Origin of the sequence: Phosphitispora fastidiosa, assembly GCF_019008365.1 — a bacterium.
In the GTDB taxonomy this organism is placed as follows: Bacteria; Bacillota; Thermincolia; order Thermincolales; family UBA2595; genus Phosphitispora; species Phosphitispora fastidiosa.
This window is the reverse complement of sequence record NZ_JAHHUL010000001.1, coordinates 405,270-431,338: the sequence shown is the minus strand read 5'-3', so window position 1 is coordinate 431,338 and position 26,069 is coordinate 405,270. Positions and strand designations below refer to the sequence as shown.

At 46.0% G+C, this 26,069-nt stretch carries 22 protein-coding genes and 1 tRNA gene; 19 read left to right on the top strand and 4 right to left on the bottom strand.

Annotated features, from left to right (window positions below; translation table 11 throughout):
* The first annotated feature begins 92 nt into the window (after positions 1-92).
* From Ga0451573_RS02145 to thrB, 7 genes are all read left to right on the top strand, one after another.
* A complete protein-coding gene (locus Ga0451573_RS02145; protein WP_231682217.1) occupies positions 93-1,706 on the top strand; it encodes a peptide ABC transporter substrate-binding protein in 1,614 nt (537 codons plus the stop codon).
* 25 nt (positions 1,707-1,731) lie between these two features.
* Positions 1,732-2,655, top strand: coding sequence for an ABC transporter permease (locus tag Ga0451573_RS02140; protein WP_269438033.1), 924 nt, complete (start codon positions 1,732-1,734; stop codon positions 2,653-2,655).
* Positions 2,652-3,476, top strand: a complete 825-nt coding sequence (locus Ga0451573_RS02135; RefSeq protein WP_231682215.1) for an ABC transporter permease — start codon at positions 2,652-2,654, stop codon at positions 3,474-3,476. The genes Ga0451573_RS02140 and Ga0451573_RS02135 overlap by 4 nt, the downstream gene beginning before the upstream one ends.
* Before the next feature lie 163 nt (positions 3,477-3,639).
* On the top strand, positions 3,640-4,620 hold the full coding sequence (locus Ga0451573_RS02130; protein WP_231682214.1) for an arsenic resistance protein: 981 nt from the start codon (positions 3,640-3,642) through the stop codon (positions 4,618-4,620).
* A 342-nt stretch (positions 4,621-4,962) separates the two neighbouring features.
* Positions 4,963-5,412 carry an ACT domain-containing protein gene (locus tag Ga0451573_RS02125; RefSeq protein WP_231682213.1) on the top strand — a complete coding sequence of 150 codons (450 nt, stop codon included), beginning with the start codon at positions 4,963-4,965 and terminating at the stop codon, positions 5,410-5,412.
* A 26-nt stretch (positions 5,413-5,438) separates the two neighbouring features.
* Positions 5,439-6,731, top strand: a complete 1,293-nt coding sequence (locus Ga0451573_RS02120; RefSeq protein WP_231682212.1) for a homoserine dehydrogenase — start codon at positions 5,439-5,441, stop codon at positions 6,729-6,731.
* A gap of 24 nt (positions 6,732-6,755) precedes the next feature.
* Complete coding sequence (thrB, locus tag Ga0451573_RS02115; RefSeq protein WP_231682211.1) at positions 6,756-7,661, top strand: homoserine kinase; 906 nt, start codon at positions 6,756-6,758, stop codon at positions 7,659-7,661.
* Between the two features lie 100 nt (positions 7,662-7,761).
* Here thrB and Ga0451573_RS02110 read toward each other — a convergent pair whose 3' ends face one another.
* Together Ga0451573_RS02110 and Ga0451573_RS02105 are read right to left on the bottom strand one after the other, a co-directional pair.
* Positions 7,762-9,072 (bottom strand): HD-GYP domain-containing protein, encoded by a 1,311-nt coding sequence (locus Ga0451573_RS02110; RefSeq protein ID WP_231682210.1) that lies wholly within the window; start codon positions 9,070-9,072, stop codon positions 7,762-7,764.
* Positions 9,073-9,294: 222 nt separating this feature from the next.
* Positions 9,295-9,371, bottom strand: a tRNA-Pro gene (locus Ga0451573_RS02105).
* 590 nt (positions 9,372-9,961) lie between these two features.
* On the opposite strand from Ga0451573_RS02105, the gene Ga0451573_RS02100 reads away from it, so the two are divergent.
* From Ga0451573_RS02100 to hslO, 6 genes are all read left to right on the top strand, one after another.
* Entirely contained in the window at positions 9,962-10,798 is an 837-nt protein-coding gene (locus tag Ga0451573_RS02100) for an HDOD domain-containing protein (protein ID WP_231682209.1), read from the top strand.
* A 104-nt stretch (positions 10,799-10,902) separates the two neighbouring features.
* Positions 10,903-13,113 (top strand): hypothetical protein, encoded by a 2,211-nt coding sequence (locus tag Ga0451573_RS02095; RefSeq protein WP_231682208.1) that lies wholly within the window; start codon positions 10,903-10,905, stop codon positions 13,111-13,113.
* Between the two features lie 26 nt (positions 13,114-13,139).
* A complete protein-coding gene (locus tag Ga0451573_RS02090) occupies positions 13,140-13,811 on the top strand; it encodes a L,D-transpeptidase family protein (protein WP_231682207.1) in 672 nt (223 codons plus the stop codon).
* Between the two features lie 132 nt (positions 13,812-13,943).
* Positions 13,944-14,654 (top strand): polysaccharide deacetylase family protein, encoded by a 711-nt coding sequence (locus tag Ga0451573_RS02085; protein ID WP_231682206.1) that lies wholly within the window; start codon positions 13,944-13,946, stop codon positions 14,652-14,654.
* Positions 14,655-14,698: 44 nt separating this feature from the next.
* The gene (locus tag Ga0451573_RS02080; protein WP_231682205.1) at positions 14,699-16,987 is read left to right on the top strand and encodes a hypothetical protein; all 2,289 of its coding nucleotides are present in this window, start codon (positions 14,699-14,701) and stop codon (positions 16,985-16,987) included.
* 13 nt (positions 16,988-17,000) lie between these two features.
* Positions 17,001-17,873: an Hsp33 family molecular chaperone HslO gene (hslO, locus tag Ga0451573_RS02075; RefSeq protein WP_231682204.1), complete on the top strand. Its 873-nt coding sequence runs from the start codon at positions 17,001-17,003 to the stop codon at positions 17,871-17,873.
* 95 nt (positions 17,874-17,968) lie between these two features.
* On the opposite strand, the gene rpmB is transcribed toward hslO, so the two are convergent.
* The gene (gene rpmB / locus Ga0451573_RS02070; RefSeq protein WP_231682203.1) at positions 17,969-18,184 is read right to left on the bottom strand and encodes a 50S ribosomal protein L28; all 216 of its coding nucleotides are present in this window, start codon (positions 18,182-18,184) and stop codon (positions 17,969-17,971) included.
* A 336-nt stretch (positions 18,185-18,520) separates the two neighbouring features.
* Here rpmB and Ga0451573_RS02065 point away from each other — a divergent pair, with 336 nt between their 5' ends.
* From Ga0451573_RS02065 to Ga0451573_RS02040, 6 genes are all read left to right on the top strand, one after another.
* Positions 18,521-18,718: a DUF1858 domain-containing protein gene (locus tag Ga0451573_RS02065; protein ID WP_231682202.1), complete on the top strand. Its 198-nt coding sequence runs from the start codon at positions 18,521-18,523 to the stop codon at positions 18,716-18,718.
* A 117-nt stretch (positions 18,719-18,835) separates the two neighbouring features.
* Positions 18,836-19,168 carry an Asp23/Gls24 family envelope stress response protein gene (locus Ga0451573_RS02060; protein WP_231682290.1) on the top strand — a complete coding sequence of 111 codons (333 nt, stop codon included), beginning with the start codon at positions 18,836-18,838 and terminating at the stop codon, positions 19,166-19,168.
* Positions 19,169-19,194: 26 nt separating this feature from the next.
* The gene (locus Ga0451573_RS02055) at positions 19,195-20,817 is read left to right on the top strand and encodes a DAK2 domain-containing protein (RefSeq protein ID WP_231682201.1); all 1,623 of its coding nucleotides are present in this window, start codon (positions 19,195-19,197) and stop codon (positions 20,815-20,817) included.
* A 19-nt stretch (positions 20,818-20,836) separates the two neighbouring features.
* Positions 20,837-21,682 carry a DegV family protein gene (locus tag Ga0451573_RS02050; RefSeq protein WP_231682200.1) on the top strand — a complete coding sequence of 282 codons (846 nt, stop codon included), beginning with the start codon at positions 20,837-20,839 and terminating at the stop codon, positions 21,680-21,682.
* A 60-nt stretch (positions 21,683-21,742) separates the two neighbouring features.
* Complete coding sequence (gene recG / locus Ga0451573_RS02045) at positions 21,743-23,839, top strand: ATP-dependent DNA helicase RecG (protein WP_231682199.1); 2,097 nt, start codon at positions 21,743-21,745, stop codon at positions 23,837-23,839.
* 99 nt (positions 23,840-23,938) lie between these two features.
* Positions 23,939-24,271 (top strand): ASCH domain-containing protein, encoded by a 333-nt coding sequence (locus tag Ga0451573_RS02040; RefSeq protein WP_231682198.1) that lies wholly within the window; start codon positions 23,939-23,941, stop codon positions 24,269-24,271.
* Here the strand turns inward: Ga0451573_RS02040 and Ga0451573_RS02035 are convergent.
* Entirely contained in the window at positions 24,268-26,040 is a 1,773-nt protein-coding gene (locus Ga0451573_RS02035; protein ID WP_331459368.1) for an NADH-dependent [FeFe] hydrogenase, group A6, read from the bottom strand. The two genes, Ga0451573_RS02040 and Ga0451573_RS02035, sit on opposite strands and share 4 nt — an antisense overlap.
* Positions 26,041-26,069 lie beyond the last annotated feature (29 nt).

Below are 26,069 nucleotides of genomic sequence, written 5' to 3'. Positions count from 1 at the left end.
CGGTCACACTGGAATAATTAGGAGGAATTTAGCGATATATGTCGAAGTGATAGGCAATTTAAGCATTTATTTTTAAGGGGGCGCGGGATTCAGTGATAAATAAAAAGGGCGCGGCTTTAGGCTTGATTCTTTTTTTAATAATGGTAACCGGTTGTGGTGTGGCTCAGAAACAAACTGCCGTTCCGCAGAAAGCCAGCCAGGTTGTCAGGTACAATCTGGGCGCTGAGCCTGAGTCTCTCGACCCGGCTAAAATGACCGGTATGGTCGAAGGCACTGTTGCCAATGCGCTTTTTGAAGGTCTGGTCAGGTATGATGATGCCAACAGACCACAGCCGGGAATTGCTGCTGAGTGGCAAATTTCTGATGACGGCCTTGTTTATACATTTAGGCTGCGGGATGCCAAATGGTCAAACGGTGACCCGGTAACTGCAGAAGACTTCAGATTTAGCTGGCTGCGGGTTTTAAACCCTGATACTGCTTCTGACTATGCTTACCAGCTTTATTACATCAAAGGGGCTGAGGAATACAACAGCGGCAGAGGAACGGCCGAAGATGTCGCTGTAAAGGCCAAAGATGCCCATACCCTTGAGGTCACCCTTAAGGCTCCGGCCAGGCAGTTTCTTGGTCTGACTGCTTTTCAGACTCTGATGCCGGTAAACCCAAAGGTAGTGGAGAAATATCCTGACTGGTATGCATCGCCGAAAAACTATGTGGGAAATGGGCCGTTCTTATTAGAAACATGGGAACATAAGCAAAAAATCACCCTGGTTAAAAACCCCAACTACTGGGCTGCCGGAGACGTAAAATTGGATAAACTGGAGATTTATCTATTGGAAGACGACAATACCGCATATGCCATGTACAAAACCGGCAGACTCGATTTTGTGGAACGGACACCGGCCCAGGAGATTGCGTTGAAAAAGCACGATTCTGATTTCCGTATTTTCCCTGACCTTTCAGCAGAAATATTTTGGTTTAATACCCAGCGGAAACCCCTGGACAACCCCAAGGTCAGAAAGGCCCTGGCGATGTCCATTGACAGGGCAGCTATAGTCCAACATGTGACTCAGGCAGGAGAGAAACCTGCTTATGCCTGGGTGCCTTTTGGTTTCACTGATGAACCGGCTGCAGTTGACTTCAGAGAAAAAGGAGGGAACCGGTATTTTACCGAAGATGTGGCAGCGGCCCGGAGGTTATTGGAAGAGGCCGGTTACCCACAAGGCAGGGGGTTTCCACCGCTTACCCTGCAGTTTAACAATAATGAAAGACACCGTAAGACAGCTGAGGCCATCCAGGAAATGTGGCGTCAGAACCTGGGCATAGAGATTAAGCTTGCTCCCAAGGAGTGGCAGGTCTATATGGCAGACCAGGCAGCCATGAATTATGATATTTCCAGGTCAGGATGGGGGCCGGATTACCTCGACCCGATGACCTTTATGGATGTGTTTTTGTCCGGCGGGGGTAACAATATTACAGGATGGTCAAATTACCGCTATGACAGCCTTATTGCACAGGCTAACGGAACTGGCGATAACTTTCTCAGAATGAAGGCAATGCATGAGGCGGAAGCTGTTCTTATGAATGAAATGCCGGTCATGCCGCTATATTTTTATGTCAATGATAATCTTATCCGGGAAAATATTCAAGGCATTATTGTTCCGCCTTTTGGGACTTATGCCGATTTTAGGAATGCATATGTAGAATAGGGTGGAGACCTTGGCTGGATATATTATGCGCAGGTTGGTAAACAGCCTGCTGGGTCTGTTGACAATTGCAACACTGGTGTTTTTTCTGATGCACGCTGTTCCTGGCGGCCCCTTTGCCTCTGAAAAGCAGCTTCCCCCTGAGGTAATCAACAATCTTAATGCCAGATACCACTTGGATCAGCCGCTTTGGAAGCAGTATGCGGACTATTTGGGAGGGCTGTTCCGCGGGGATCTTGGCCCTTCTTTTAAATATCCGGACAGGACTGTAAATGAACTTATCCGGGAAGGTTTTCCCGTTTCGGCCACCCTGGGCATAGCAGCTGTCTGTATTGCGGTTACTGCTGGATGTTCCCTGGGAATTTTTGCTGCATTAAACCACAACAAATGGCAGGATTTCCTGGCAGTAGGCTTGGCAGCGCTTAATTATTCCATTCCGGGGTTCGTGATGGCCCCGCTTCTTATTTATGTGTTTTCACTCAAGCTGGGTTGGTTTCCACCTGCCATGTGGGGTACCGCCGAACACCTGGTACTCCCTACACTGGCGCTGGCCGCCGGTCCGACAGCATTTATTGCTGCCCTGATGCGTTCCAGCATGCTGGAGGTTCTCCGCCAGGACTATATCAGGACTGCTCTGGCCAAAGGACTATCCAAAAAGGCTGTTGTTTATCGACATGGGATTAGAAATGCCCTGATACCGGTTATTGCTTACCTGGGGCCAATGACTGCCAGTGTATTGACCGGGAGTTTTGTGATTGAAAAGGTTTTTGCTATACCTGGGTTGGGGGAATATTTTGTTACTAGTATTACAAACAGGGACTATACCGTAATCATGGGGGTTACTTTATTTTATAGTGCAGTTCTCCTGGCCATAAACTTTATTATTGATATTGTGTTTGTGCTGGTAGACCCCAGGATAAGCCTGAGCGGGTCTGGGAGGTTGAAGGGATGAACTATGCCGCCTGGACTGTTTTAAAAAGAAATAAACCGGCGGTGCTGGGGATGATGGTAATAGGACTGCTGGTAATTATGGCTTTGGCTGGGCCGGCTGTCAGCGGCTATTCTTATGCGGGCCAAGACCTGGAGAACGCTAACCTGGGGCCTGGCGGGGACCATTGGTTTGGCACAGACAGCCTTGGGAGGGACTTGTTCACACGGGTCTGCTATGGAGCAAGAATTTCACTGGCAGTAGGTATTTTGGCTTGTATCGTCAGCGGTCTGTTAGGAATTGCATATGGCGGGTATTCCGGTTATGCCGGAGGCAGAACAGATGATATCATGATGCGGATTGTGGATATTTTTTCTGCCGTTCCTTTTATTCTGTATGTAATCCTATTGATGGTTGTAATCGAACCGGGCTTGATAACCGTCTTTGCGGCCCTGGGTATTACCGGTTGGATGAACATGGCGAGAATTGTTAGAGCCCAGGTGCTCAGCCTAAAAGAGAGGGAGTATGTACTGGCGGCGAAATCTATCGGAGCCGGCACCGGGCAGGTGCTTTTCCGGCATATTATCCCCAACACTGCTGGGCCTGTGATGGTAACTATGATATTTGGCATACCTGAAGCAATCTTTGCAGAGGCATTTCTGAGTTTTCTCGGACTGGGAGTAAGTATTCCCAAAGCCAGCTGGGGGGTGCTTGTCAGTGAAGGGATTGGCACGATAGGTCTTTATCCCTGGCAGTTGTTTTTCCCCGCTTTATTTATCAGTATTACCATAATGGCCTTCTACTTCTGGGGCAATGGCCTGAGGGATGCCCTTGACCGCTGTTGAATCTTAGAGTCCTTTAACAAGGGCTTTTTTTGTTTTCGTTTTTTACCCTTTCTACCTTGACAGATGAGAGATACGCAGAGTATAATCTAGGAAAATACCCCTGGGGGGTATAAGACTAATTCCGGCTTTTCCGGGGCAGGATATTGCCAGAAAGGGGATTAATATGTTAACCAAAATTTTTCACTTTCCTTCAAAGAATCTAATTGTAGCTATACCGGTTACGTTGCTTGCGGGGTTTATTACCGGGTACTATACCGATACCTCTTTTCTCAAAGCAGTAATTCTGCCTTTAACTTTCTTGATGATTTATCCCACTATGATAGGTTTCAAGGTTCAGGAGGCCTATAATCTTACACATATCAGGGTATTGGGGTTTTCACTGGCAATAAACTTCGTGATTATTCCGCTGCTGGCGTATATGCTGGGTATCCTGTTGCTGCCTGAACAACCCGAAATGATCGCCGGACTGGCTCTGGCATCTCTGCTGCCTACCAGTGGGATGACTATATCCTGGACTATGATATTTAAGGGGAATGTTCCTGCAGCCATCAAAATGACTGCTGTAGGGTTAATTACAGGTTCACTGCTGGCCCCTTGGTACTTGCTTGTCATGGTAGGCAAAATGGTCCCGATTAATATTACTCAATTGTTTTTCACCATATCGGTTATTGTCTTTTTGCCGCTTATATTAGGTAATTTAACGTTCAAGTTCCTCATGAAAAGGATGGAACCCAAGGAATTTCAGGCAAGGCTCAAGCCTCTTCTGCCCAGTTTCAGCCAGTGGGCCATGCTCCTGATCATATTTTCCAGTATCAGCATGAAGGCCAGGATGATAATCAGCCAGCCTGATCTGATTATAACAGGGTTTATAGTTCTGCTCCTGTTTTATGTATTCAATTTTCTTATCAGTACTGTTGCCGGCAGGGCCTTTTTCGGCAGGGAAGATGCCATTGCATTGGTCTATGGTACGGTGATGCGGAACCTGTCTATCTCTCTGGGAGTAGCCCTGGCTTCATTTGGTGTTAAGGCGGGACTGATTGTTACCCTGGCATTTATCATCCAGGTACAGACCGCTGCCTGGTACGGCAAGTTGAATGAAAGGTATGGTTTCATCGGGGAAAGGACCGCACCGGCAGAAAAGTAGGAAAGTCAGCCTCATATTTTAAGCATTAAATTCTAATATGGACAGGGGTAGATGTGTTCCGGATGGCGGAGTCTGTCGTCCGACCGGCCAGCGACCGGCGAAGCGGGAGCTGCTGCCGGCGGAGATGTAGCCCGCCGGAGGAATTCATCTACCCCTGTCTTATAACATTTTAAGCTTAAAATCACTGACTTTGTCAACATCCTGAAGGGCGGGAAATCCCGCCCGTTTTTCTATATTTTTCTTCGGGAAATTGGCTTGATATTTTTTCATACAGATGGTATACTTTAGAGAAAGTCCGTGCATGGTGGATGATATTCCGCGTGGGAGAGACGGTGGCGACATATGGTGAGAGAAGAGGCCAGGCAATATTATATCGTTGCTGTGGATATTTTGCCTGAGGCAATTAAAAAGACTGCAGATGTTAAAGAAATAATAGCCCGTGGCGAAGCTGGGACTGTAAATACAGCTGTGCAGAAAGTTGGAATGTCAAAAAGCGCTTTTTATAAATATCGCGATGGCGTATTTCCTTTTCATCGGGCGGTACATAACAAGATTGTTACTGTATCTCTTCTCCTGGAACACAAGTCAGGAGTCCTGTCTACCATTTTGAATACAATAGCGGCAGAACAGGGTAATATCCTGACAATTAACCAGGGTATCCCATTACAGGGACTTGCCAATGCGACTGTATCCATAGATACAGCCGGGATGACCGTGCCTGTAGCCACTCTTTTACAGGCGGTTGGCCTCATTAAGGGTGTAAAAAAAGTTGAAGTAATCGGACAGAGTTAGCATTGACACTAAAAGGAGGGCTAAAAATGGGAGGGAAATGCATTCAGGCAGCTTTGTTAGGCTGCGGCACTGTTGGTGGTGGAGTATGGAAGGTTTTAAACAACAACCAGGATATTATCCGGAAAAGGGCCGGTATTGATATAAAGATTAAGAAGGTCCTGGAAATTGATTTTGAGAAAGCGCAAAAAGCCGGTGTCCCGAAAGCTGTCCTGACTAAAAATCCGGATGATATTATCAATGATAAGGATATTGATATTGTAATTGAGGTTATTGGGGGAACTACCCTATCCAGGGAACTTATCCTGAGAGCAATGCAGGCTGGGAAGAGTGTTGTTACTGCAAATAAAGACCTGCTGGCTCAGGATGGTGAGGAACTTTTCGGCGCTGCTGGAAAAAACAAGGTTGATTTACTGTTTGAGGCCAGTGTAGGTGGTGGAATTCCCATAATCCACCCATTAAAGGAAGGCCTGTCAGGCAACCAAATCAAGGCTATTTACGGAATAGTTAATGGGACGACCAATTATATGTTAACCAAAATGAGCCAGGATGGCAGCAATTATGCAGATGTATTGACAGAAGCTCAGGAGAAGGGCTATGCTGAGGCTGACCCTACTTCTGATGTTGAGGGATATGACTCTGCCCGCAAACTGGCCATTCTATCATCTATTGCTTTTAATACCAGGGTTTCCTTCAAGGATGTTTACTGTGAAGGTATTTCTAAAATTACTGCAAGGGATATCATGTATGCCAAGGAATTGAACTATGTTGTCAAGCTCCTGGCAATAGGGAAAGAGACTGATGGCGAAATCGAAGTCAGGGTTCATCCCACGTTTATTCCACAGAGCCATCCCCTGGCATCGGTAAATGATGTTTTTAATGCCATTTTTATCCAGGGTGATGCTGTTGGAGATGTTATGTTTTATGGGCGTGGGGCTGGTGAACTGCCCACTGCATCTGCGGTGGTAGGAGATGTTATAGATGCCGCCCGAAATAAAATCATGAATGTCAGGGGACGTATTGCCTGTACCTGTTATGATAATAAGATTATCAGAGATATCGGGGATACCAAGGCCAAGTTCTATGTGCGTATGAAGGTCTTGGATAGAACGGGTGTATTGGCGGCTATTGCCAGTGTATTTGGTAACCAGGAAGTAAGCTTGGATTCGGTGATTCAGAAGAGGAATATCGGAAGTCTGGCTGAAATTGTATGGGTTACCCATGACGTACTGGAAAAAAATATTCAGGATGCCTTGAAAATTATCGGAGGATTGTCTATAGTTGAAGAGATATGTAATGTTATCAGAGTTGAGGGCGAATAAGCGGCAGATTTCGGAGGATTGGAAATGATTCGAGTTCAGATACCGGCCACTACGGCTAATATGGGTCCGGGTTTTGATACCTTGGGCATGGCCCTAAAACTGTTCAACATTGTGGAGATGGAAGAGACCCGCGCCGGGCTGCAGATTGATGTTGAGGGAGACGGTGCGGAAAAAATACCCCGTGACCCCGGCAATATTGTGTATATCGCTGCCTTAAGGGTTTTCAAGCATACGGGTTATGAACCACGAGGCCTAAGGATAAAAATAATAAACAATATTCCTGTTGCCAGGGGTTTAGGCAGCAGCGCTTCCGCAATAGTGGGGGGGCTGTTAGCGGCAAATATCCTGTCAGGAAACCGCCTTGGGGAGAAGGCGTTAATTAATCTGGCCACAGAAATTGAGGGACATCCGGACAATGTGGCTCCGGCTCTTGTTGGGGGGATAGTTGTTTCAGCACAGGCTGATGGGGAAGTGAAGTACTCCAAAATTGAACCACCGGCTAAACTCAAATGTATTGTGGCTATCCCGGATTTTGTACTGCCCACCAAACTTGCCCGGGAGGTGCTGCCACAGTCAGTATCTCTTTCTGATGCCGTTTATAATATTGGCAGAACAGCTCTTCTGGTTACTGCTTTGATGAAGCAGGACTTCACTCTTCTGGCTACAGCAATGGATGATAGGATACATCAGCCCTACAGGGCAAACCTGGTGCCTGGCATGAAGCGGGTTTTTGCAGCAGCTAAACTGGCAGGGGCCCGGGGGATATCGTTGAGCGGAGCAGGGCCAACCTTGATTGCCTTCTGTGACCATAATACTGATTTGATTGCTTCTGTAATGAAAGATACCTTTCTGCAAAGCGGAATTAAGGCCAGAGTACTGGAGCTGGAGCCAAACCCTGTTGGCGCTATAGCTCTTGAAGTTATGAAATAAATTAAATGATGCAGGCGTCGGTGTCCTATGGACTAATATCCAAGGTTACCCTGAGCGGCCTGCATCCTGTTTTTCTTGATGAACTTTTGCAGATGACTTTTCACGCAGTACGAGTGACTGCCTTATTGTTGTCCATGGAGAAGCCCAATTCATCAACAAGCACTTTTACCAGGTCAGAGTCAAACTGGGTACCGGCGCCTGAAATTATTTCATTGATCGCTGTTTGCTTGGATACAGGATTGCGATATGACCTGACTGATAACATGGCGTCAAAAGCATCAGATAGGGCAATAATCCTGGCGTGAAGGGGGATTTCGGCGCCCTTCAGACCAAAAGGATATCCGGTGCCGTCAATGCGTTCGTGGTGGTAAAGTACCGCTGGTGCTACATAACTTAAAGAATCAATTGAAGAGACTATTTTCGCCCCAATTTCGGGGTGTTTTTTTATGCGTGTAATTTCATCATCTCCTAAACTCAGGGGGTTGTTTAGGATACCTTCATCTATACCGATTTTTCCTATGTCGTGAAGAATTGCCCCACAGTACAGTTTGGTAAGCTCCTCAGGAGTAAGGCCAAGCTTGTTGCCTATTAACATCGCGTATTCAGTCACCCTGTCAGAGTGGCCTCTGGTATACTTGTCTTTGGCCTCAAGAGAAGTGATAAGGGCTCTGATGACATCCTGATAAGATTTTTCCTTGACCATGGTTTTTTCTTTATCAGCCTGGATAATATTCCCGATTATTTCCTTATGAATCGTAGAAATCGTTGCATAGAAATATAATATCAAGAGAGCAGGCTCGGCAGCCAGGAAAAGTACCGATTGGTCTGTAAGCAAGTATATATTCGTTAAATGAATAAGCTGTTTTACTACCAGAACAGATGTTGAGATGATCAGACCCTGTTTGATGTGCACATCAGATTTAGAGATGGCCGTGATTGTATAGATTAGCAGAAATGTATTCCATAATTCATAAAATGATTCTTCTACGATACCCATAAAGGGAGGTTGGATTGCATTACTGTTATGCAGCCATAAGGCTCCCACAAATGGGGTGAACAGGATTAACAGGGCCAGGTTAACCAGCAAAAATCTGGAATGATAGTCTGGTTTTGCGGTGACAAATGCGGCACCGATAAATATATAGCTAAGTGTTCGTAAAGCATGGTCAGCGACCGGAATTAATGAAGTATTGTATGACGTGTCTGAGATGATGGAATATATACTAATACCTGCGATAAGCGAGATTTGCAGCAGCATTGTGCCAAAGCCCAGGGCAAGGTATTTATAGACAGTATTTCTAAAGCGACGCCATTCTACCAGGGTCATCTGGGTGAGCAGAAGGGCAATCACGAAAGAGAAAATTTTAATGTAAAGGCGGAAATTTATATAGTCAAAATTGGAATAGTCCAACCAAAGCTCCCCCCCCTTTTTTTAATTTGACAAAATATTCTCAAATTTTATATTCGCCGGTATTTTTAAATTTCCTTCAAGATGTTTGAATATTTAAAAAGTTGTTCCCCAAAAGGTTCTGAGGGGCAGATATAATGCTATGCTGAGGAGCAGGCTCACAAAAAAAGCAGGGTACTGAACATTGTCAGCACTCTGCCGGTTAAATAATCGGATTAAATTAAATGGTCGGAGCGACACGATTTGAACGTGCGGCCTCTACCACCCCAAGGTAGCGCTCTACCAAACTGAGCTACGCCCCGACACAATAAGTATTATATACTATTAATCTTTATTTTGCAAGGTGCATCATCTGGTAATACTTCGAAGACTGTAGGGATAAATTATTGGGGTATTTCAACCCTCCATTCCGGTATTTCACGCCCACAAAACCGCATTATAGGCAGAATGCAAAGGGAAAAGAAGAGTATTGTCGAAGAAACGTAGAAGGATTTCAGAAGGGGATAATTGGCAAGGAAGGCGGGTTTTTAACTATGTACAAATGCCCATTGGGACAACAGTGTTTTCTCTTGGCAACAGATGATTTGTTAATGGTCTTAAAGAAAACTATTGTAAAAATGTACTGTAACAGAGCTTTTGAAAAATGTATCAGGTATCAGCTCTTCTTGCAGGGCAGGAAAGTGCCAAAGAATCTACTTCCGAATGACAGGGAATGCCTTACAATAGGATAGACAAAGCATACATATTAAGAAGCCGCTTGATGAGTTAAGCAGGCTTCTTATCTTAATGCGAAAAAAATATCGAAATGTGTCGAAGGAAAATGCTTATTTTGGTAGAATTAACTTGATTAAGCATGAGTTTATTTATATTTGGTTATCCTGGGAGGATGCACATGGATCAGCTTACCTTGAGCAAAATATTAATGAAGCTTGGTGATTTGCCTTCACTGCCGCAGGTAACCCATCAACTTGTCCGGTTAACCGAAGACTCCCGGGCAAATTCTGCTGATGTGAGCAGGATAATATGTCAGGATCAGGTATTGGCCTCGAAAGTGCTGAAAATGGTTAATTCAGCATATTATGGCATGCACAGGAGGGTTGCCACCATTTCAGAGGCAGTTACCATCCTTGGCATGAAAACGCTAAGGACTCTTGTGCTGGGGGCATCTGTACATAAGACTTTGAGTTCATTAAAGGGCAGGAGAGCCGTAAATCCGGAAAAGATATGGCGTCATTCTTATGCCTGTGCAGTATCAAGCAAATTGTTGGCCCACAAAATGGGAGTTCTTGAAAAGGAGCAGATATTTATTGCCGGCCTGCTTCATGATATCGGCAAAATAGTTTTTAATTTCTTTTTGCCTGACGACTATGCCGAGGCTGTCAGATTTGCAGCGGCGAAAGGATGTTCACTCTATCAGGCAGAAAAAGAAGTGTTTAATTTAACACATACGGATATTGGCAGACTTGTAGCCGAAAAGTGGAACCTTCCTTCAGCTCTGGTTGATCCGATTGGTCTGCACCATACTCCGCTGGCCCCCTGTGAAAATCCGAAGACAGTTCAGGTGGTATACTTTGGCAGCATATTGGCTGTGTTGGCAGGATACAGTGAAATCGGAAACAACAGCATTATGCTTGATAATAAGATGCTGGAAAAGTGGAGTCTTACATACGAGATGCTTCATAAAATGGCTGAAGAAATTAGGGGTAACATAAGTGTGGATTTCCTTTAATCCGGACCGCCTGAGAGCGGTTTTTTATTTTACTACAGGACGATAAGGTGCTAAAATTGTATTTAGGCTTTTGAAAACATATCAGACCAAGAGGGAGACATGTTATGTCCTTGAAAACATTTGCCAACAAGAGTATCAGAACGCTGCTGCTTTGTATAACAGCGGCAGTTGTATTGGCTGTCGCTGTACCCCTGGCAGCAGAAGCTGATACAGGCCGGAAAAAGGCGGTTGTTCTTATTGTAGATAATATCGCGCTTCAAGACCTTTCTTATGGAAATCTGCCTAATTTCCGGAAAACAATTGATTCCGGCGGAGTGGGACTGCTGAATACAAGGGTACAGTCCTATACGGAACGAAACCGGGCCAGCGCCTATCTGTCTATTGGTATGGGTGTACGTACATATCTTGATACTGCTGAAGTAGCCGCGAAAAACGGTAAACCCCTTGGGTCTTTGTATGAGATAACAGTAGAAAATGCCGCTGACCTGAGAGAAATTATTTCCAGGGATTTCTCTAACTATGTTTTTGGACAAATTGGGGAAACAGCCAGGCAGCATGGGTTTAGGACCGCTATTGTTGGCAATGCGGATACTGACAGGGAGATGCGGGAATCAACCCTGTTGGCAACTGACAACAAGGGTAAGATAAGCTGCGGTAATGTCGATGAAGATTTGCTCATAAAGGATGAAAAAGCTCCTTGGGGCCACCGTACCAATCCAGAAAGGCTGCTGGCAGATTCAGTTGCAGCCATGGAAAACTCTGACCTCATCTTCATTGATTTTGGTGATACTGCCAGGGTATATGAGGCACAGCAGCGACTCGGTTTAAAAGGAGACGCGTTCCGGGAGGCCAAGCTTAGGGCTTTAACAAATGCCGATAAATTTCTGGGTGACTTGCTCAGGGAGATGGATGACAGCACAGTTCTTGCCGTTATCAGTCCCACCCCGCCTGATGGTAAGGGCGCCAGCGCCCTTACACCAATTATAATCTATGACAAAAACACCCCGGTTTCCGGTGTTCTTGTCTCAGATACCACTAAACGGATAGGATTGACGGCTAACATCGATATCGGTCCGACTCTGTTTGACAGGTTAATATCTGTAGAATCTAATCCTGCTTTTGTGGGGGAGGGAATTTCTGCCGAAGCCGACAATGATAATTTGAACACTGTTTCCGGCAGCCTGTCCAGGTTTATACACTTAAACCGGTCCCGTTATGTGGTGCATGGCCTATACACATTTTTGCTGGTCTATGCGCTGGCGGCGCTGTTTATGCCTCTGACGGGAAGAAAGGTATTGTTCAAGCCCCGGGCGGGACGTGCAGGGGCATTAATGGTCCTGGCCCTCCCAGTGGTAGTTTTTGTAGTTTATTCACTTGTCAGGGATATTTCTGCCGTCAGGTATTACCTGGATGCTTTACTTACAATACTAATAACGGCAGCCCTGGGAATTGTTCTATCCAAGAGCACAGACCGAACCCTTGCGGGAATGGCAGCGCTAAGCCTGGCGGCAGCAGTTTTTCTGGTGACTGACCTGTTAACCGGATACCGGTATATTATTAACACTCCCCTTGGCTTTGACAATGTTTTCATGGGTGGCCGTTACTATGGGATAAATAATGATTGCATGGGTATTTTGCTGGGGTCATCGGTTTTTGCCCTCTTTTATATGCTGGAAAAATTTAAGATTGGCAGGTATCTCAGACTGGTCTTGGTTTTTACTGCCTTTATTCCGATAATTCTGTCACAGATTCCGGGTAATGGGTCAAATGTAGGGGGAACCATCGCAGCAATGAGTACCGCAATTATTGCGCTTCTAGCCTTGGTTTCCCACTATCCGGTGAAGAAGAGGAGGCTCTTTTTAGCTGTTATCTTTGTGTTCCTGCTGGAACTGTTTATAGCTTATCTGGATTATTTGTTCGGTGGGCAGACTCATGCCGGAAAAGTTATGGGGGCGCTGATTTCAGAGGGATTTGGGTCAAAGTTTATGGAAGTGCTGATCTCAAAACTCACACTGTTTGCCATAACTCTGGCCCTGCCGCCATGGAATGCCCTATTTGTTGTCCAGTTATATATTTACTATTTTGTAATTCGCAAACAGGCAGCCGGCAGCAGTCAGGTCAGAGAACATTTCCCCTTATTATTCCGCGCTTTTGAAGTTATCCTGTATGGCGGTATTATCGCATTTTTGTTTAATGATACCGGCCTGATAGCAACAGGGTTGATGTTTACTTATATGACCATGCCAATGGGGGTATTGGCAGTTGAAAATGATATTTTTGACGTATACACCTGTAGGCAAAAACAAAGAATATAAGCGAGATTATTCAAGGAGATGAGAAGTTGCTTACAAATTATCTCGCGGTAGTTATCTTTGTTTTTGTTGTCCTGGGACTGCCCGGTGGAGCCGTAGCAGATGTAAATCCTGCAAAGGAGGCGCCTGCAGGTAACGTTGAACTGGTTATCAGTGTAGACAGGCAGACATTAACTGTTTATGATGACGAAAAGGAATTCAAGGTATACCACGTTGCTGTGGGCAAACAGGAAACACCTACACCGATAGGTGTCTGGCAGGTTAAACGCAAGGCCAAAAACTGGGGTACCGGTTTTGGTTCCCGATGGATGGGACTGAATGTACCATGGGGGATATATGGGATTCATGGCACCAATAAGCCGTGGTCAATCGGGTCACATGCCAGTCACGGATGTATCCGGATGCACAACCGTGATGTGGAGGAACTCTATCAATGGGTCGAACAGGGTACGGTTGTCAGAATAGAGGGGAAGCTCTATCCGGCTTTATATGAGCTTCGGGATAAAGTCTACCGTGGGTCCAAAGGAAGTGTGGTCATGGAAGTACAGCAGGGGCTGATCAGAGAGGGGTATCTTAAAGGACCTGTTGACGGGATATTTGGAGGCGGCACGGAAGCTGCTCTGAAAAAGCTGCAAAAGGACCGGGGATTCGAGGTAACCGGTCAGGTTGATGTTGATATTTGGGGAGTACTGGGGTTATAAAGAAAAAATTATTAGACTCAGGTAAGCAAGGGGCCGCTCACGGCCCTTCTTGTTTTTTTCAGGAGGGGAAAAAGGATTCTTGTCGAATATAATTATTCCGGAAAACAAATAATTTCTGAAAAAGCGGGGTAAATGAATTTAATGGCAAAGTACGAGATAATAAAACCGGCGCCATTCCTTGCTGCTGCACTGGCAGTATCTTATTTTTTCCTGAACCTCATTTACTACATAAATCCGCCTGTTATTTTTAACGGAATTACTGATGAAAAGATTGTCGCCCTGACCTTTGATGATGGTCCGGACCCTCGCTTTTCACCTGAGATTGTTAGGATACTCAATGATTACCGGATTAAGGGTACCTTTTTTGTGGTGGGGGAACAGGTGGAGAAATACCCGGAACTGCTTAAGCTGGAGTATGAGGCCGGTCATGAAATAGCAAATCACTCTTATACTCACCGCAACATGGATTCTCTTGACCGTACCGCGGTGAGGGAGGAGATAACGAAAACAAATGGAATAATATACAAATACACGGGGCAAGATGTAAATTGGTTTCGCCCGCCTCGCTGTAAATATGACCTGAAGGTTAAACAGGAAGCCAAACATCAGGGGATGGACACAGTACTGTGGACTTCTGCTGCAGAATCCAAGAAGACATGTAATCCTGACGAAATGGCCTTATTAGTGGCAGCACAAGCCAGGCCCGGGGGCATCATCCTGCTCCATGACAGCCGTCTTGACAGAAGCGGGACGGTGAGAGCACTGCCTATGATTATTGAAAGTCTGCAGCTGCAAGGCTACAGATTTGTAACCCTTTCTGAACTGTTGGACCGAAAAAGCTGAAACACCGTGGGGACTGCACCCCGACCGGCTAAGGAGAGGCTAGTATGTTACAAAAGGTACGGTTATACATATTAATAATGATCATGGTTTTGCTTTTTTCAGCCTGTCCGGGTATGTCTGCACCGGCCCTTGGCTCTCCTCAGAGTGAACGGGATTGGGGCGGCAGGGCAATTATGGTAGTAGTGGATCGCATCACCTGGGATGATTTGATGAAAGCAGATGCCCCGGTGATGAAAAAGCTGGCTTTAACCGGAGTATGTGGGTTGATGACCACAAATCCTGCGGCCGGTGGGTCCAGAGAACCTGAGAACACCTATGCCACAATTGGTGCAGGAACAAAAATTCTGGGCGGGTCGTCGGGGGATCTGGGGCTTAACCTGTCCGAGCCTATGGAGAATGATACGGCGGGACATGCCTATTTCAGACGCACCGGAATCAGGGCTGGTAATGGACAGGTGGTGCATCTGGGGATTGCTGAAATGGAGAAGGTTAATCACAGACAGAAATATGGCTGGAGTATTGGCTCTATTGGAACCGTATTGCATGATAACGGGTTGAAAACTGCGGTGCTGGGAAATGCTGATCTGCCCGACAGCAGAAGTCCCCAAAAAGGATTGCGGCGGCAGGTGGCAAGTATTTCCATGGATGTTAACGGGATCACGGACTTTGGAGATGTTTCAGACAAGACATACAGGCCTGACCCCGGAAGTCCTGCAGGAGTTCGGACTAATTTTACCTATATATTAAATGAAGTTGTCAAGCTTGGAGGCGAAGCTGATTTTATAGTTATTGAAACCGGTGATACCTCGAGGATTAGTGAAAAAGCGCCGGTGCTGGATGATAAAGTAATGCTCAAACACAGGTATGATGCCATTAAACGGGTTGATGATTTTCTGGGCAGGCTCTTGGGGAAAATTGACCTGGAAAATGATATGCTGCTGATTGTAGTTCCGGGACCACCCGGGGAAGCCATTAGGAACGGAAACCTGGTGACACCTTTTATAATGGCCGGCAAAGGTGTTGAACAGGGCCTTGCCTGGTCAGGCACAGTTAAAAGGCCGGGCCTGATTGCCAATGTTGATATTGCCTCAGCCGTGATAGCATTTTTTGACTTGCCGGGGAAAACCGAAAGAGATAAGGATCCGGGACCCTTGTTTACAGGACAGGCTATCAGAACCCGGGATGTCACCGGATCGGGGACAATGCAAGCTGATGCTCTATCCGCTTTAAGCCGGCTAAATGAGGATCTGGTGTTTACTGCAAAGGCACGGAAACCTCTGGTCAGGGGATATCTTAATATAGAGCTAATAGTGATAGCTGTATGTGCACTTGCTGTCGGCCTGAGGAGACCCCTGGCCAGGCGGGCAGTTCCGCTATTGGCGGCTCTCACTGCTGTTCCCGGTGTATTGCTGTGCGTAAACCTGCTGCCCCGGTACGGGATGCTCTTAATAATAATCGAAGTTATCACCGTGACTGCTGTGATAACGTTTCTGGCAGTAAAACTATTCCCTGTGGGTTCACTGGCGCCTTTTGCAGTTACTACGGGGATGACAGTCCTGCTGATTATTGCTGATCTGTTTGCGGGAACCACTCTGGGCAAGACTTCTCCTATGAGTTATGACCCCATGGCCGGGGCCAGGTTTTACGGAATAGGTAATGAGTATATGGGGGTATTGATAGGAGCTGCTCTGGTATTTAGCGGGCTGCTTCTGGATACCGTGAAAAACTCACATTTCAAATGGTTAAAGCTTCTATTAGCGCCCTTGTATATAATGGTGATTCTTGCAATTGCCGCACCTGCACTGGGAACAAATGCCGGAGGCGCTATTGCTGCTGTTGCAGGTATGAGCAGCGCCGGGTTAATTCTCTTCGGGTCAGGTATCAACAAAAGGACTGTCTTGGCGGTTTCGGCAGCAGTTATCCTGAGTATAATTTGTTTTACATTCTATGACCTGACGAGGGCTGTTGAGGCACAGACCCATATTGGAAGGGCAGTTGGCCTCATAAATGAAAACGGTTTTACGGAGATCCGGAACATTATTTCCCGGAAACTGGCAGTAAACCTGAGACTCTTAAAATCTACTACCTGGAGTTGGTTTTTCTTTACCTGTATTTTGGCTATACTGTTATTAAAGAAAGGGTTTCCGGGGAAGTATGAAGGTTTTAGAAAACGGTATCCATGGTTTAACAAGGTGCTTACTCCGGTAATAATTGCCAGCTTTGCCGCCTTGGCCTTCAATGATTCCGGTATCGTGGCTGCAGCTACCATGATTACTTATGCGGTGGCGCCATTCCTGGCCGGACTTGCTTTGACAGATAAGAAGGTTTTGTAAATGGGGGATTTTAATGAAGGATTATCTTGTAGTGGGAACTAATAAAAAGGAAAATTTAAGAGTCTATGCTGCAGTAACCACCGGATTAGCCGAAGAAGCCAGGAGGAGGCATGATACCTCGCCGACAGCATCTGCGGCCCTGGGACGGGGGCTGACAGCCGGTGTACTCATGTCTGCAAATCTAAAGGGAGATGACCTGCTGACACTAAGGATAATCGGTGACGGTCCATTGGGCGCCCTGATAGTGACTTCAGATTCGGCAGGTAATGTCAGGGGCTATGCTCAGTGTCCTGAAGCAGACCTGCCATCACGGAACGGGAAACTGGATGTCGGTGGGCTGGTAGGGAAGAAAGGCGAGTTGTATGTAACAAAAAACATGGGCTTAAAGGATTCCTATACTGGCAGTGTTCCTATTGTGTCAGGTGAGATAGGTGAAGACATAGCGTACTACTATGCAAGGTCAGAGCAGATACCTTCTGTTGTAGCCCTGGGAGTGCTGGTAGATACAGATATAAGTGTCAGGGCTGCAGGGGGTTACCTTGTTCAGGCCTTTCCCGGCGCCGGAGCAGAGGATTTGGCAGCACTTGAACAACGGGCTCTGTCTTTGCCCGGCATCAGTTCACTCATAAATGAGGGGTCTGCACCTGAAGAATGGTTTAAAATACTGCTGGGAGATTTTGTGGAAATTGACCGAAGGCCGGTAAGCTTCCTGTGCCGGTGTTCCCGGGAAAAAATTGAGCAGGTGCTTATTGGCATGGGAGAAGCAGAAATCAGGGACATTATTGAGCATCAAAGAAGGACCGAAATAAGGTGCCATTTTTGCGGCGAGAAGTATTATTTTGAGAGACACGAAATGGAGAAGCTGCTTAAAGAGGCACAAAGCTAGCATAAAAAACCAAAAGCCACTTGAAAGTGGCTTACAGCTTGAACAAAATATTGCCTTATTATATATACCGTGCGCAACAATACTTCGCCGGGCAGTTAAACTGCCCTGTTAACTTTTCCGGAACGGAGGCACCTTGTACATACATTTATCCTGGCAGGAGTTCCGTTAACCAGGGCGCGCACTTTTTGAATGTTTGGTGACCATGTTCTTTTAGTACGGATATGGGAGTGACTCAGCTTGATTCCGGTTTTTACTCCCTTACCGCAGATTTCACATTTAGCCACGGAGATCCACCTCCTTAATGAATTCATAGCTTTACTATTGTAACAAAAAAATGGGTTTTATGCAAGAGTAGAGAAATTATTAATTATGAATTATTAATAAAGAAGGATTTATATTAAGTTTCATAGAATTTGTAAATATAATATTACCAGGTAAATAGATATAATAAGGTAAATAGATATAATAAGGTAAATAGATATAATAAGGTAAAGAGATATAATAAGGTAAATAGATATAATAAGGTAAAGAGATATAATAATATATAGGTAATGATGGTTTAATATATAGGTAATGATGGTTTAATATATAGGTAATGATGGTTTAATATATAGGTAATGATGGTTTAACAAGAAGGAGGGCAAGGTATGTTTAGCAAGGAGATGTCGATACTTGAGGCCCTGCAAGCTCATCCGAAGGCAAGAGAGATTTTCAGACAGCATGGTATGGCTTGTTTAAGCTGTATGGGAGCTGTAGAGGAGTCTATTGAGGCCGGTGCAAATATGCATGGGATTAATATTGATGTCCTGCTCAAAGACCTGAATTCATTGGCGGACAACTCATGATTCTCAGAAATTAATTTACTGTTAGGCAAAAATAAGATGGGGGGAACCTCATCTTTTTTGGCAGATAGGCAGAAAACTGCTTGAAGGGAGTGGATGGTTTTGAGTCAGCACGGTGATATGGGAGCAGTTAATATATCTGAAGAAGTTATTGCAACTATTGCGGGTGTCACTGCAGTAGAGTGTTACGGACTTGTTGGGATGGCATCCAGAAAACTGAAAGATGGTATTTACCAGCTGCTGGGAAAAGAGGATATCAAAAAAGGAGTAGAGGTAGCTATCAGCGGACGTGAAGTAACCCTGAGCCTTTTCATAGTTGTGGGCTATGGTGTTAATATTGCTGAAGTTGCTAAAAATGTCATTGAACGGGTTAAGTACAGTGTGGAAAATCAAACAGGACTTGTCGTCAAAAAAATCAATGTAAATGTTCAGGGAGTTAAACTGAACACCTGATAGTCAGCTTCAGGGGAGGGACATAAGTGGAAACTCATAATTTAACTGGCTATAATTTAAAAGCCATGCTGGATTCAGCTCTTTTGTGTCTGCAAGATAAATATAAAACAATCGATTCCCTAAACGTTTTCCCGGTGCCGGATGGTGATACCGGCACCAATATGTATCTAACGATGACTGCCGCCGTTGAAGAAGCTGCTAAGGCTGGCAGCCGGTCATCAATTACAGAGGTAGCTGAGGCTGCTTCCAGAGGCGCTTTGATGGGGGCCAGGGGTAATTCGGGCGTCATTCTTTCACAGCTTTTAAGAGGTCTGGCTCTTGGGCTTAGGGGCAGGGAAACCGTTACCGGGGAGGTCTTTGCAGAAGCCCTTAATGAAGGAGTCAGAGTTGCCTTTAGGGCGGTTATGAAACCTGTTGAGGGAACTATTTTAACTGTTGCCAGGGAAGCTGCTGCGGAAGCGGTCAGGGCTGCTGGGTATAATGCATCTGTGGCCGGACTTCTTGCTAAGGCATGTTCAGTTGCTGAAGATACCCTTAACCAAACCCCAGAGCTGCTGCCGGCATTGAAGGAAGCCGGAGTTGTTGATGCAGGTGGGATGGGATGGCTGGTTATATTAAAGGGCTTTTACCTTTCTGTTGGCGGAGAACAGCCGCTTCCTTCGCAAAAACCGGTTTTCACTGCCGCTCCGGATAGCAAAGATGCCGTACCTTTGGAAGGTGACCTCAAGTATCCCTACTGTACCGAAGTCCTTATTAGAAACCAGATTGAAGGCGGACAGGAACTGAGGGACCTCCTGGAGGGTCTCGGCGACAGCCTGATAGTTGTTGAGAATGATGGCTTAACGAAGGTACATGTGCATAGCAGCCATCCTGGGGAAGTGCTCGAAGTATGCCTCAAATTTGGTTCCCTTACCCAGGTCCAGGTCAGTAACATGAGTGAACAGTCTGAAGCCGCTCTTGAAGGTAAGCAGGAAAAGCAGGCAGACGGGCTGAAAAAATTTGGGATTGTATCTATTGCATTCGGAGCAGGAATTAAAAGCATTATGGAAAGTCTGGGGGCAGATATAGTAGTTTATGGGGGTCAGACCATGAATCCCAGCACACAGGAACTGAAAGATGCCGTGGATCGGGTCAATGCCGATACAGTGTTCATCCTGCCAAACAACAAGAATATTATTATGACTGCAGGACAGGTAGAAAATCTTACCGATAAAAACATTCAAGTTATTCCTACCAAAACTATGCCCCAAGGTATTTCTGCTTTGCTGACAGTGTCTCCCGAGGCAGGTATTGAAAAAATTTCCGGATTGATGCTGGAAACTCTGAAACACGTAAAGACCGGAGAAGTAACCTATGCCGTAAGAGACACCAGTGTCAACGGAACTGAAATAAATGAAGGAAGTATTATCGGTTTGACTGATGATAAAATAATTATTTCCGGAAAAGACCTCCCTGAAACGTTATCCGGACTTTTGGAAAATCTGGTAACTTCAGATGATGAGGTCTGTGCCTTGTATTACGGTGAACAGGTTACCCGTCAGGAGGCCGAAGAGGTGCTGGATATGCTCGAAGAAAAGTTTCCCCATATTGAATTTGAGGTGCACCAGGGGGGACAACCGCTATATTATTACATAATATCTGTTGAATAGAAGAAATGAGGTTTTTGAGATGGGTAATGTCAGAATTGTCACAGACAGTACTGCCGACCTGCCGCAGGAGCTAGTAGAAGCACTGGATATCGTAGTAGTGCCTCTGAAGGTCAGCTTTGGGAAGGATATATACCGTGACGGGGTTGATATCTCTTCAGATGAATTTATCAGCAGGCTGAAAAAAGAAGATTATCTGCCGGTTACCTCACAGCCTTCACCGGGAGAATTTGTTGCTATATATGAACAGCTTACATCCAAGGGTGACAGTATTATCTCAATTCATATTTCGTCACAGCTGAGTGGAACTGTCCAATCGGCCAAAACTGCCAAGGCAATGGTGGATTCCCGTGGTGTTTATGTTGTTGATTCCTGTTCAGCCAGCATGGGGCTTGGACTCATTGTCCTGGCTGCTGCCAAGGCCGCCAGGAATGGGGCTGCTGTGCGGCAGATTCTTGACATTGTCAATGAAAGAGTAGATAAAGGGTTTATAATCTTTATGGTAGGGACTTTAGAATACCTTGAAAAAGGTGGACGCATAGGTAAAGCAAATTCCTTTGTGGGGAGTCTCCTGAAGATAAAACCGATCCTAACACTAAATGACGGGGTGGTTGTTCCCCTGGAAAAAGTAAGAGGGGAAGGCAGGGCAATCAAAAGAATGGCGGAAATAGTCAGGGATATGACTGAAGGATCGAAGAAGTACAGCTCTTCTTTGGTTTATGGCAGCAATTATGCAAGTCTGATGCGGCTCAGAGAAAAAATTGTGCCCGGGTCTAACCTTCAGACACCGATAATAGCCAAACTGGGTCCGGTAATTATGTCACATACCGGGCCGGAGGTTATCGGAATTGCTGTTTGCCCGGAATAACCCTGAACAGTTATTCCCGTTGGTTATTTCCGGACATCAGTTGAAAAGTTGGTGCTCCTAATGGAACGTGTTGACAAGTCACCTGACAGATATAAAAAATCAGCTTCCTCCGGACTGCAGTCGTTAAAAGGTGTTGGCCCCAAGAGGGCGATGCTGCTGAGCAGGCTGGGGATTCATACAATAGAGGATTTGCTGTATCATTTTCCCCGAAAATATGAGGATAGAAGCCTGGTAAAGAAGATATCTCAGCTGCAAGATGGGGAAACCGCAACATTATTTGGCATTGTGACCGGCGTTAGGGATATTCGCCCCGGACGCGGGATGACCATAACTAAGGCTGCTCTTTTTGATGGGGCTGCAACCGCCTGCGCGGTGTGGTTTAATCAGCCCTATATCAAAAGAAAGGTACATAAAGGTACAAAGATTATTGTCACCGGTAAAGCAGAGCGAAAGTATGGTGATTTACAGCTTTCTGTATCTGATTATGAGGTTATTGAAAATGAAGAACCGGTTAATAGTGCAGGGATCGTTCCTGTTTATCCGGCAACAGAAGGCTTGCCGCCCAGAACGCTGCGGTTAATTATTAAAGATGCCCTTGAGCAGCGCCTGGATAGTATCAAAGAGTTTCTGCCATCTGATGTGCTGGAGAAATACAACCTGATGCCGATTGACCGGGCTATTAGCAGTATTCATTTTCCCGGAGATTTGGATGATGCGCAAAAAGCCAGGCGCCGGTTGGTTTTTGAGGAACTCCTGGTGCTGCAGACCGGTATTTGTATGCTACGCGGGACAGTTTCCCGGACAGTAGGTATTTGTCATAAGAAAGACGGTCCTCTGACCGCAGGTTTTCTGGGGAGACTGCCCTATAAAATGACCGGCGCTCAGAAAAGGGTTCTTAATGAAATCAGCAGGGATATGGAAAGTAAAAAGCCCATGAACAGGCTGATTCAGGGTGATGTGGGCTCAGGAAAAACGGTAGTAGCTGCAGCCGCACTTGTGAAGACTGTTGAAAGCGGATACCAGGGTGTGATGATGGCGCCAACCGAAATCCTGGCAACTCAGCACGCTGAAGGACTAATGGAAGTGCTCGGCCCCCTGGGGGTACAGGTAGCCCTGCTTACCGGAAGCTTGGGGAAAAAGGAAAAAGAAGCGATTATTCAGGATATCAGAGATGGCAGAACGGATATCGTGGTTGGGACTCATGCCCTGATACAGGATGGGGTAGCGTTTCAAAAATTGGGACTAGCGGTTACTGATGAGCAGCACCGGTTTGGGGTTAAACAGAGGGCAAAGCTTAACGATAAGGGCCAAAGACCTGATGTCCTGGTGATGACGGCGACACCGATTCCTCGTACTCTTGCTCTAACGGTCTATGGTGATCTGGATATTTCCGTAATAGATGAACTTCCCCCCGGACGCCGTGAAATAAAAACCTACTGGATTGCTGATACTGAGAAACAGCGAATATATAAGTTTATCCGCGAACAGGTAAATCAGGGGAGGCAGGTTTATTATGTGTGTCCCCTGGTAGAGGAATCAGAAAAAATGGATATCAGCGCTGCCCTTGAACTAGCAGCTCTGCTGCAGTCCGATATTTTTCCCGACCTTCAGGTTGGCCTGATGCACGGAAGGATGAAACAAGATGCCAAGGATATGGTAATGAAGGCTTTCCAGAATGGGAGCATCAACATTCTCACAGCAACCACTGTCATCGAAGTGGGAATAAATGTGCCTAATGCCACAGTAATGGTAATTGAAAATGCCGACAGGTTCGGGCTGGCTCAGCTGCATCAGTTAAGAGGCCGGGTAGGCAGGGGAGCACACCAGTCATATTGCATCCTTATTGCCAATCCGGCAACTGCTGAGGGCAAAGCACGGATGGATATTATGACTCGGACTAATGACGGGTTTTTAATAGCAGATGAGGACCTTAAGCTGAGAGGTCCCGGAGAATTTTTTGGAACCAGGCAATCGGGGCTGCCTGACCTGAAGATAGCTGATATTATCAGGGATTATAAAGCTCTCAGCGCCGCCAGAGAGGAGGCCATGGCGCTATTGCGCCGGGATCCCTGTTTAAAGCTTCCCGAAAATGTTAAGCTGCGGGAAAAATTAATGGCCAGATTTAGGGATACAGACAATTATTTCAGTACCAGTTAAGCAGGTGTTATTGACAAGGGGAATGTTTTGGCAATATAATTTCCATAGGGCAGGTCTTCTGCCTAAACTGAAATCTTTGAATAGGGGAGTTTTGCCGGGATGCCCGAAAACACACTTGTTTTTACTCCTGATGAGGAGGAAAAGGTACTAAAGAGAAGGCTTACAGACGTCTATGAATTCACCAGACCTCTGTTTAAAGAAGAAGATATCTGCAGTTGTGTTACAGAAACAGATATCATTCCTTTTGCCTATGTCAAAATACTGGCAATACACCGTCATAATTTCAGCCAGATTCTCCACTTTGATGCCGTATCTGCCGGTTACCTTACACTGGACAGCTTTAAGGAGGCCTTGGTAAAGAAGACTCCAAATGCTGTCAGTGAAGGAACTAAGGTTTGGCACATTATTTTTGAATTGGTAAAACAAACTTAATCCATGCTTGATGCTGACCCCTGTAGATCGTACAGGGGTATTTCCGTATAAGGGGTGTGCAGCAGCTGCCGGGAACGCTCACTTAACGGTTCACCCAGGAATTCGTCATAAAGCAGCTGTACATAAGGGTTTTCATGAGATTTCCGGATTTCTTTCAGCTTATCCTGCTGAAAAAGGGCTTCAGCCCTTTTATAGCGCTGCTCCATCTGACCGTCCCAGGTGTCCAGCCCGGGATAAACCGGCTGTCCGCCGCCTCCTACACAGCCCCCGGGACAGGCCATTATTTCAATAAAATCATACTTTAGTTCCCCAGATTTAACCCTGTCAATGAGCCTGCGGGCCTCACCGGTAGTCCTGGCTACAGCACAGCGTAATTTACGTTCACCAAGGTCTATTTCTGCTTCCTGTACTTTTTCAAATGACATTACTTCTCGTAATGGTATTTTTTCCAGTTGTTTGCCTGTCATCTTCTCGTATACTGTTCTTAAAGTCGCTTCCAAAACCCCGCCGCCGGAACCAAAGATAACCCCGGCCCCTGAGGCATAACCCATGGGATTATCATATTCCTCTTCCGGCATATCAGCTAGATTCAAGCCTGCGGTACGCAGCATATGTGCCAGCTCCCTGGTTGTCAGGACCACATCCACATCCTGGCCTCCGCTTGCCCTGGTGCCTTCCTCTCTTACAGCTTCCCATTTTTTGGCCACACATGGCATTACTGAAACACTGAAAATCGATTTTGGATCCAGACCCGCTTTTTTAGCATAATAAGTTTTTGCCAGCGCCCCAAATAACTGTTGTGGAGATTTGACACTGGACAGGTGGGGAATCAGCTCCGGGTAGAATAACAGGCAGAACCGCAGCCAACCCGGACAGCATGAAGTAAACTGGGGCAGGGGTCCGGCATTTTGCAGGCGATGCATCAGTTCATGCCCTTCTTCCATAACCACTACATCAGCCCCAAAGCAATCATCAAAAACTTTGTCAAAGCCAAGTCTTCTTATAGCTGCAACCATTTTCCCCGTTACCAGGGAACCCACCGGCATGCCAAATGCTTCACCAATCGTGGCTCTGATTGACGGCGCCGTTTGGATAATCACATGTTTAGAGGGGTCATTCAGGGCTTCCCAAACCTTCTCCTGATCCTCACGCTCATGTATGGCAGCAGTTGGACACAAGAGCAGGCATTGCCCACAGTAGATGCAGGGTGTCTCGGCAAGGCTCTTCTTAAATGCGGGTGATGCTACGGCGTCAAAACCCCTTTCTACTATCTGGTATATGCCGATTTCCTGGACATCCCTGCAAACTCTGACACACCGCCGGCATACGATGCATTTACCGGGTTCCCTGACCATTGCAGGTGACTGGTCATCTTTCGGCGGGTTTTTTCTTTCGCCTTTTACCAGCAGATTTGTGATATGGTATCGTTCTGCCAGAGATTGCAGTTCACATCTCTGATTTCGCACACATGTCAGGCAGTCAAAAGGGTGGTTGGATAAATAGAGTTCCAGGACCATTTTTCTTGCTTTAACCACTCGCGGGGAATGGGTATTCACGATCATTCCCTGGGCAGCCGGCATTGCACAAGAAGGCTGAAGCGTTTTTGTCCCTTCTATTTCAACCAGGCAGACCCGGCAGGCGCCTGTTACATTGAGTTCTTTTAAATAGCAGAGAGTGGGTATGTAGATTCCGGTGCTTCTGGCAGCTTCCAAAATCGTTGTCCCCGGTTCAACACTTATTTTTAATCCGTCTATAGTTAATGAAAACAATTTTCCACACATCCTTTCCGTATTTTAGT